At 71.2% G+C, this 7,930-nt stretch carries 5 protein-coding genes; 1 reads left to right on the top strand and 4 read right to left on the bottom strand.

What is annotated here, in order from left to right:
* Nucleotides 1-84: 84 nt before the first annotated feature.
* Together OG410_RS34930 and OG410_RS34925 are read right to left on the bottom strand one after the other, a co-directional pair.
* Nucleotides 85-2,382: an ABC transporter ATP-binding protein/permease gene (locus OG410_RS34930; protein ID WP_329302730.1), complete on the bottom strand. Its 2,298-nt coding sequence runs from the start codon at nucleotides 2,380-2,382 to the stop codon at nucleotides 85-87.
* A gap of 209 nt (nucleotides 2,383-2,591) precedes the next feature.
* Nucleotides 2,592-2,900 carry a DUF5132 domain-containing protein gene (locus tag OG410_RS34925; protein ID WP_329302728.1) on the bottom strand — a complete coding sequence of 103 codons (309 nt, stop codon included), beginning with the start codon at nucleotides 2,898-2,900 and terminating at the stop codon, nucleotides 2,592-2,594.
* A 796-nt stretch (nucleotides 2,901-3,696) separates the two neighbouring features.
* Between OG410_RS34925 and OG410_RS34920 the strand changes: the two genes are divergently transcribed.
* A complete protein-coding gene (locus OG410_RS34920) occupies nucleotides 3,697-5,037 on the top strand; it encodes a glutamine synthetase family protein (RefSeq protein WP_329302727.1) in 1,341 nt (446 codons plus the stop codon).
* 398 nt (nucleotides 5,038-5,435) lie between these two features.
* On the opposite strand, the gene OG410_RS34915 is transcribed toward OG410_RS34920, so the two are convergent.
* Nucleotides 5,436-5,993, bottom strand: a complete 558-nt coding sequence (locus tag OG410_RS34915; protein WP_329302726.1) for a GNAT family N-acetyltransferase — start codon at nucleotides 5,991-5,993, stop codon at nucleotides 5,436-5,438.
* Nucleotides 5,990-7,222: a type III PLP-dependent enzyme gene (locus OG410_RS34910; RefSeq protein WP_329304354.1), complete on the bottom strand. Its 1,233-nt coding sequence runs from the start codon at nucleotides 7,220-7,222 to the stop codon at nucleotides 5,990-5,992. Before OG410_RS34910 ends, OG410_RS34915 begins: the two co-directional genes overlap by 4 nt.
* Between the last annotated feature and the right edge of the window lie 708 nt (nucleotides 7,223-7,930).

Below are 7,930 nucleotides of genomic sequence, written 5' to 3'. Positions count from 1 at the left end.
GGGGAGGGTGGGGGGAGGGCGCGCCAGGAAGCACCGGCCGCGGTGACGTCACGTGGCGGGCGGCCGGTGGTACGGCTGGTGGGGTCAGGCGACGAGTTCTCCGGCCTGGAGCTGCCAGAGGGATGCGTAGAGTCCGTGCAGGGCGAGGAGTTCGTCGTGGGTGCCCTGCTCGGCCACGACGCCGCCCGTGTCCATGACGTAGATCCGGTCGGCGTGGCGGACCGTGGAGAGCCGGTGGGCGATGATCACCATCGTCCGGTCGGCCGCGAAGACACGGAGCGTGCGCTGGATGGCGGCCTCGGTCTCGTTGTCCACGGCGGAGGTGGCTTCGTCGAGGATCACCACCGGCGCGTCCTTGAGGATCGCGCGCGCCAGCGCGATCCGCTGCCGCTGGCCGCCCGAGAGGGCTGCGCCGCGTTCGCCGATCACCGTGTCGTAGCCGTCCGGCAGCATCGCGACGAAGGTGTGGGCCTCGGCCATCCTGGCCGCCTCGGCCACGGCCTCGTCCGAGGCGCCGAAGCTGCCGTAGCGGATGTTGTCGGCGATGGTGCCGTCGAAGAGGAAGGGGTCCTGCGCGACGAACCCGATCGCGTGGCGCAGATCCTGCCTCGGCAGGTCGCGGACGTCCCGCCCGTCGAGCAGCACGCTGCCCGACTCCGTTTCCAGGAAGCGCATCAGCAGCTTGGCGACGGTCGTCTTGCCGGAGCCGGTGCAACCGACGAGGGCGGTGACCTGCCCGGCGGGAATGGCCAGCGAGAGCCCCTCCAGCACCGGCGGCCGGTCGGGATAGGCGAAGGTCACGTCGTCGAGGACGATCTCGCCGCGCACCTTCCGGGCGTCGAGCGGTCCGCCGTCGCCGTCGGCCTCGAGGGGGAGGGCTTGCAGCCGCCGGACCCGGTCGTAGGCGACAAGCGTGCGCTGGTACTGGTCGACGATGCCGCCGAGCCGGTTCATCCGCAGCAACACCATCTGGGGCAGCCCGATGAGCGGGCTGAACACCTCGAACGGCAGGCTGCCGTCGAGTACCGCCCGGCCGCCGATCAGCAGGGTCCCGGCCATCGAGCTGGTCGTGCAGACCCGGACGATCTCGGCGTGGCGGATCGTGCTCCGGTCGGTCCGCCGGCTGCTGTCCTGGACCTCCCCGCTCAGCCGGTCGATGCGCTCGGCCTCGTAGTCCTCGGTGCAGAAGCTCTTGACGGTGGCACCGGCGTCCAGCGTGTTCACCAGCTGGCTGTGCAGCTTGGCCCGGTGCTCGCCGGAGACTGCGTAGTCGGCCGCGACTTTGTCCTGGTAGTGGAACGACAGCCAGGCGATGACCGGGATGGGCAGGAACGCGATCCAGGCGATCTGTGGCGCCAGCAACAGGAACAGTGGCACCAGGAGGGCCAGGCTGGTGCCGAGGTGCAGCAGGTCGCCCGCCGAGGTGGCGAAGAAGGTGCCCAGCTGACGGACGTCGTCGGTGAGCGCGCCGGCGATCCGGGTGGTCCGCTCGCCTTCCAGGTGCCGTAGTTCGAGGTGCTGGACGTGGGCGTACGTCCGGTTGCGCCAGTCGTGCTCGATGTCCTGGCCGAGCCTGCGCCACTGGAGGTTCGAGGAGTACGAGAGGCCCGCCACTGCGGCACAGGCGACGGCCATCAGCCCAGCCAGACCGAAGAGTTGAGCGGACGCGGTGGTCAGGCCGAGGCGAGCCAGTGGAGCCGCCTCACCCTTGATGAGGACCAGTCCGGTCCAGCCGAGAAAGGTACCGAGCGCCATCTCCGAGACCTGGCAGGCGACGGACAGGGCAACGGCCCCGTAGAGACGGCGTCGGTGCGGTCCGACGATCTCCAGCAGGGGATGACGTTCGACGCCGGGCCCGGCCGCTTCCTGGGGCACGTCGACCGTTCCGCGCCAGGCCTTCCGGAGGACGGCCGTGGTCAACGCGGCCACCCCGCCCACTGCCACCAGTTGCCTGCTCAGCGCCGACCCCTTGACCAGCGCGACCCCGGCCGCGACCCCGCCGCCGACGGCAAGCACCGGTCGCACGACCAGGCCGCGGTCCACCTGCGGGGCCGGTGCGGCGACGGGTCGGGCCGGTGCCGGACGTCCCGCTCCGGTCGGATCCTCCGCGACCAGGGTGACAGCTCTGCGGACGATCCGGCCGACGTCCGCGGCGCGCAGCCGTGCATCGTGCCGGACGAGCACCCCGCCGGTGACCGGGTTGGCCCGGGCCTCGGTGATCCCGGGAATGCGGCGCAGCGCGGCGGCGAGGAACTCGGCCGTCCGTGGCCGTCCGAGTACCAGCTTGACGTCCCAACGCTGACGGCCCGGAGTGACCGAGCGCGGGTTCACGTCCGATTCCGCGGACCGGAATCCGGCTGCGGCACCCAGTAGCGATGACATGCGTACAATCACCTGTTTGCGGAGGTCACGGGTAATCCGTCGACGGGCGCGACGGAATTCGGCGCACGGCGGATCACTGCGACGGAGCGGAAAGTCCGAGAGGGAGGAAGAAGCACGGCCGAAAGGCCTGCGGCCGACCGCCGCGAGGACCCGTCTTCCGAGGTCGGCAGGAAGACGCGCCCAGGCGGCGGGCGGGCATCAGGGCGTCACTACGCCTTCGCGGCACCGGCGGTCGCGCGGATCTTCGGAGTCCTGGCCTCGTCCTTCTCGGCGTTCGAGGCTGCACCCTCGGCAGGCCGTTGGTCGTCGCCGGAGGCGATCTGCGCCGCCACCATCTCGGCAGCCACCTCGACCGCGAGGTCGTGGATGTTCTCTCCGGCCTCTTGGGCCGCTTTCCTCACCTCCATGACAAGACCGACGGACGTCGTGACGACACCGCGCATCAGTGGCTTGAGGACACGCTTGGCCAGTGGCGCGACGATGAGACCGATCAGGAACGGCGGAACGACGGGCGGCATGATGCTCCAACTTCTCTACGCAGATGTATGACAGGGGACCCAGAGCATTGCGTACTCCGGAACACACACAGTGGGGAAGGCGGAAGCACCCATTTCCGGAATTCTCGATATCCCGTGCCGGGCTCCCCGCCGGGTTGAATTCCTTGTCGATGAGGTAAACCGTCCGCTCGTCGATCACCGTAGCCCAGTCATGACTGTCGAGGCCAAACGGTCTCGGCGGGTTTCACTCATGCGAGTGCCATCCCTGTTCCGACCGCTACGAATTGCAGTAGGCGAACTCACCGAGCGAAGTTCTTTTCTCATTTACCTATTACCGGTGATCTGCTTCATGGTGACTTCCGAGTTCGCGCGCCACCCTCCGGCGCCGAGCGGGAAATGACAGCGCGACTCCTCCCGGCACCGCTTCGCGGAAGGCCCGCACGTCCCGGACCCGGCACTCACCGCGGTCCGGCCGCCGCCGTACGCGCCCGGCCTGAACCCGGTCGAGGCCGCCGTCCGGTCACTCGCGCGCAGAGCAATGACCCACACCGCCTCCGACACACCCGGCGGCCTCGACCGCACACTCCGCCGCGCGTCACGCAGGATCCAGCTCCGGCCCCACCTGTCGGCGGTTGCCTCACCGCCACCGCCCTGCCCCTCGACTCACCTCACCGAGCCCGCCCTGAAAAGCTCAGTGACCGGAGAGACTTCCCGCGCACGCGTCCTGAGTCACGTCGCAGGTCCGACCGTTCACGGACGAGTGAACTCCCGGCCGGCCACTGGCGCACCGGCTGCCGCGAACGCCAGCATGATCGGCATGGCCACCACGTACCCCCGAGCTGAGCGGGCCGCCCAGGCCCGGGCGGCCGAAGCCCAGCTCGCCGCCGACGGAATCGACGGGGTGGTGTTCGGCTGGGTCGACAACGCCGGGCTGACCCGGGTGAAGTCCGTCCCGCTCGCCCAGCTCGAACACGCCGCCGAGTACGGCGTCGGCGCCGTACCCTGCTTCGACGTCGCCCTGGTCGACGACTCCATCACCACTGCGCCTTCCGGTACCGGCCCGGTGGGCGACCTGCGGCTCGTCCCCGACCTCGACCGGCTCACGCCGCTCGCCGCCCAGCCCGGCTGGGCCTGGGCCCCGGCCGACCGCTACACCCAGGACGGCACCCCGCACCCCGGCTGCCAGCGCCGGTTCGCCCGCCAGGTCACCGAGGCCGTCGAGCGGCGCGGGCTGTCGGTGCGAGCCGGGATCGAGGTCGAGTGGGTGGTGGCCGACCCGTCCGAGGCCCCCGCGACGGTCGGGCCCGCGTACGGGATGACCCGTTTCATCGAGCACTCCGACTACCTGCGGGAGGTGCTGCGCGCCCTCACCGCCCAGGGGTTGGCCGTACTCCAGCTCCACCCCGAGTACGCCGCCGGGCAGTTCGAGGTCTCGGTCGCCGCCGAGGGACCGGTCGAGGCGGCCGACACCACGATGCTGGTGCGCCACACCATCCGGGCCGTCTCCGCCCGGCACGGCCTGCGGGTCTCGTACGCGCCCGTCTTCACCGAGGGCTCGGTCGGCAACGGCGGCCACCTGCATCTCAGCCTCTGGCGAGAGGGCCGGAACCTCGGGCACGGCGGCCCCGGCCGCCACGGGCTGCACCCCGACGCCGAGCAGTTCTTCGCGGGCGTACTGGCCGAGCTGCCCGCCCTGCTCACCCTCGGCGCGCCCAGCGTCGCCTCCTACCTGCGGCTGGTCCCCTCCCGCTTTGCCGGGGCCTACCGCTGCTGGGGTCTGGAGAACCGTGAGGCGGCGCTGCGCCTGATCACCGGCTCCGCCGCCGGACAGGCCAATGCCGAGTTCAAGTGCTTCGACGCCGCCGCCAACCCGTACCTGGAGATCGGCGGCGTGCTGGCCGCCGGACTCGCCGGCCTGGACGCCGGCCTGCCCCTCCCGCCCGAGACCCCGAGCGACCCCGCCTCCCTCGGCGCGGCCGAGCGCCTCCCGGCGAGCCTGCCGGAGGCGATCGACGCCTACGAGAAGTCCGCACTGCTGCGGCAGGCCCTCGGTCCCGAGTTGTACGAGGCCGTGCTGGCCGTCCGGCGGGCGGAGGCGGAGCTGTTCGCGATGCACACGGATACGGACGTCATCGAGGCCGTCCGCTGGCGCTACTGACGAGCACGGCCTCTGCTCCTCCGGGGCGCAGAGCGGATCCTTGACCGCGCCCGTGCCTGTGGCCGAAGCGGTCGCAGGCACGACGTCGTCCGAGGTGAGGGGGGCGGGCCAGGCGCCGTTGCCGTCGAGCGCCACACCTGCCGGCACAGGCCGCGGGGGACCTGCGCGAGCTTGATGGTCGCGGTGGCGTCGGCGGTACCGCTGCCGAGACCGGCGATTACCCCGGCATTTTGATCAGTTGTGCTGCTGCGGCCGGCCCGTCCGGGCAGGATGAACGCGTTCGCGACTCGGCAAGTGTCCAAAAACCCAGGTGGCGTGCTGGAACCCGAGGACGAAGGACAGTGCCTTGACCGCCAGTTGAGAGCGGCGGAACTCGTCGGACACGGAGGACGTCCGCATCAGCCCACTTCGGCTCCGGGAGAGGATCCGAGGGTCGAACCGGTAACAGCGGGTTCCAGCGGCTTCGCCATGTAGACCGCCTCGGCACCGTAGCTCGCGGGCAGCCCGGTCTCGGGCCGGGCACGGTAACCCAGCCGGGACCACAGCGCCTCGGAGCCGCGCACGGCGACCAGAGAAAGGGTCCGGTAGCGGGCCGCCCGCCCGGTCTCCTCCAGATGCCGCTGCATCCGGCGGGCCAGACCCCGGCCGCGCGCCCGCTCGACGATCGCCAGGTCGTGGGTGTGCAGGTTGCTTCCCCCGTTGCTCTCCTGTGCCGCGCCTTCCTCGGCCAGGCTCAGGTCCGGGCAGCGGAACAGCGGGTACGGCAATGCGAGCAGATAGCCTCCGAAGCCACCCGCGTGCTCCAGTACGAAGCAGGTCGAGGGCGAGGCTCGGTGCCGGGAACGGAGCGCCTCCCGCCCTTCGGACAGGCCGCTCGCGGCGTAGGCGCGTTCCTCCAGCGCGACCACCTCGTCCCAGTCCTCCTCCCGAAACAGCCGGATCCGGGTGTCGGTCATGCGCCTCCTCCGTCCGGAGCCGGGCCTCCGACGCAGGTGTACGGCAGCGGCGCGAAGCCGTTGAACCCCCGGGTGACGTAGGCGGCGGCGTACGCGCCGCAGGAGTGGACCCACACCGGGTCGCCGGAGGTGACCGCGCGCGGGACCCGTACCAGGCCGTCCTCCTGGGCGTACGCGTCGTCGCTGTCGCAGGTCGGGCCGGCCACCATGGCGTCGACGAACTGCCCGCCGGAACGGGTGGGGAACTCCAGGCGGTACTGCAACTGGTCCATCTCGTAGAGGCCGTTGAACTTGCCGCAGCTCAGGTAGAGCCAGTCCTCGCGGGTGCCGTCGAGCCGATGCCGGGAAGAGAGCCGGGCGACGTGGGCGCGGATCGCTCCGTGGTCGGCGACCAGGTGGCGACCGGGCTCCAGCAGGAAGTCCAGCGGGGCGGCGTTGACGGCACGCAGCCGTTCCATGCCCTCGCGGATCACCACGAACATCTTGTCCAGCGGCGGTTCCAACGGCCGGCCGCGCCGGTCGAGGACGCCGAGGGCGGGCAGTCCGCCGCCGAGGTTGATCCGGTCCGGGGTGATGCCGCGCCGGTTGAGCGCCTCCAGGACCGCCGCCAGCGAGTCGACCGCCGCGACCCAGGCCTCGGTGGTCATCTGCTGGGAGCCGACGTGCACCGACAGGCCGGAGGGCACCAGCCCGGCGCTCCGGGCGGCGCCGAGCACCCGCAGGGCGTCCTCGGGCGAGCAGCCGAACTTGCGGCTGAGGCCCCACAGCGCGCCCTCGCCGGTGGTCGCCAGTCGGCAGAACACCCGGGAGCCAGGGGCGTGTTCGGCGATCGCGCCGACGTCCTCCAGGCAGTCGGTGGCGTAGTCGCGTACACCCAGCTGGTAGGCCTCGGCGATGTTGCGGTCGGACTTGACGGTGTTGCCGTAGTGGACCAGCCGGGGGGCCACCCCGGTGCGCAGCGCCTGGGCGATCTCCTGCGGGCTCGCCGCGTCGAAGCCGGAGCCGAGCCGGGCGAGGTGGCCGAGCACCTCGTCCACCGGACAGGCCTTCATCGCGAACCGGACGGCGACGCCGGGCAGTTCGGCGCACAGGGCGGCGTACTGGCGGCCGATGCCGTCCAGGTCGTAGATGATGGTGTCCTCGATGGCGGCGGCGAGCGCGGCACGCAGGGCGGGGTGGTCGTGCCGGTCGGGGAGGGACGCGGTGGATGCGTGGACGGTGGCCGGCATGGTGGGGGCGCGATGGCCGGTTCTGCCATGGTCGGCCGTCCGACGCGGTTCGGCGATCTGGCGCACGTCGGTGGTCTGAGGTTTCACGTGTCAACTCCCGGTCCGACTGGATGAATGATGCCAAGGGCCTGCCGGCCCGCATGAGATGAGACGAGGGAGTCCAAAAGTCGGCTGTGACGCCTGACCTGGACTCCCTCCACACCGCACTCTATGCACTTCCGCGGCCTGCACCTGCACCTGCTCTGCACCCTGCGCGGCCTGCCCGCCACCCTCGCGCCGACCGGCGCAAAGGCCGACGATCATGCCTGTCTCCCAGCGCGGCCGGCCCTTGTCCGGCCTGCCGCTCACTGGCGCAGTGCGCCACCACGTCATCGGTACAGCGCTCGAACCGGGCGGTGGGGAACGCCCGGTCCAACCAGGTACCGAACGCGTAGCGCGCGAACATGTTTGCCGGTACCGGCGAGGCAGCGGACCCTTGAGGAGTCCCCGATCCCGCTCCCGCAAGGTGCCGCCGGGCAGTTGCAGCGCGCCTTGAGCCACCGCTCGGCATACAGAACCACTCGAACGGCGTCGGTGTGAGCCTCCACGACCTTGACGATCAAGTACCACCGGATGCTGCGGGCCGTCGGCCCCTCGACCCGCTCGGCGAACGTCGTCTCCGGACACGGTGGATCGAGCCACCTCAGCCGCGCACCACGAGTTCGACAC

The organism is Streptomyces sp. NBC_00659 (genome assembly GCF_036226925.1).
In the GTDB taxonomy this organism is placed as follows: domain Bacteria; phylum Actinomycetota; class Actinomycetes; order Streptomycetales; family Streptomycetaceae; genus Streptomyces.
The sequence above is the reverse complement of the archived record's forward strand: the minus strand, read 5'-3'. Positions and strand labels throughout refer to the sequence as shown.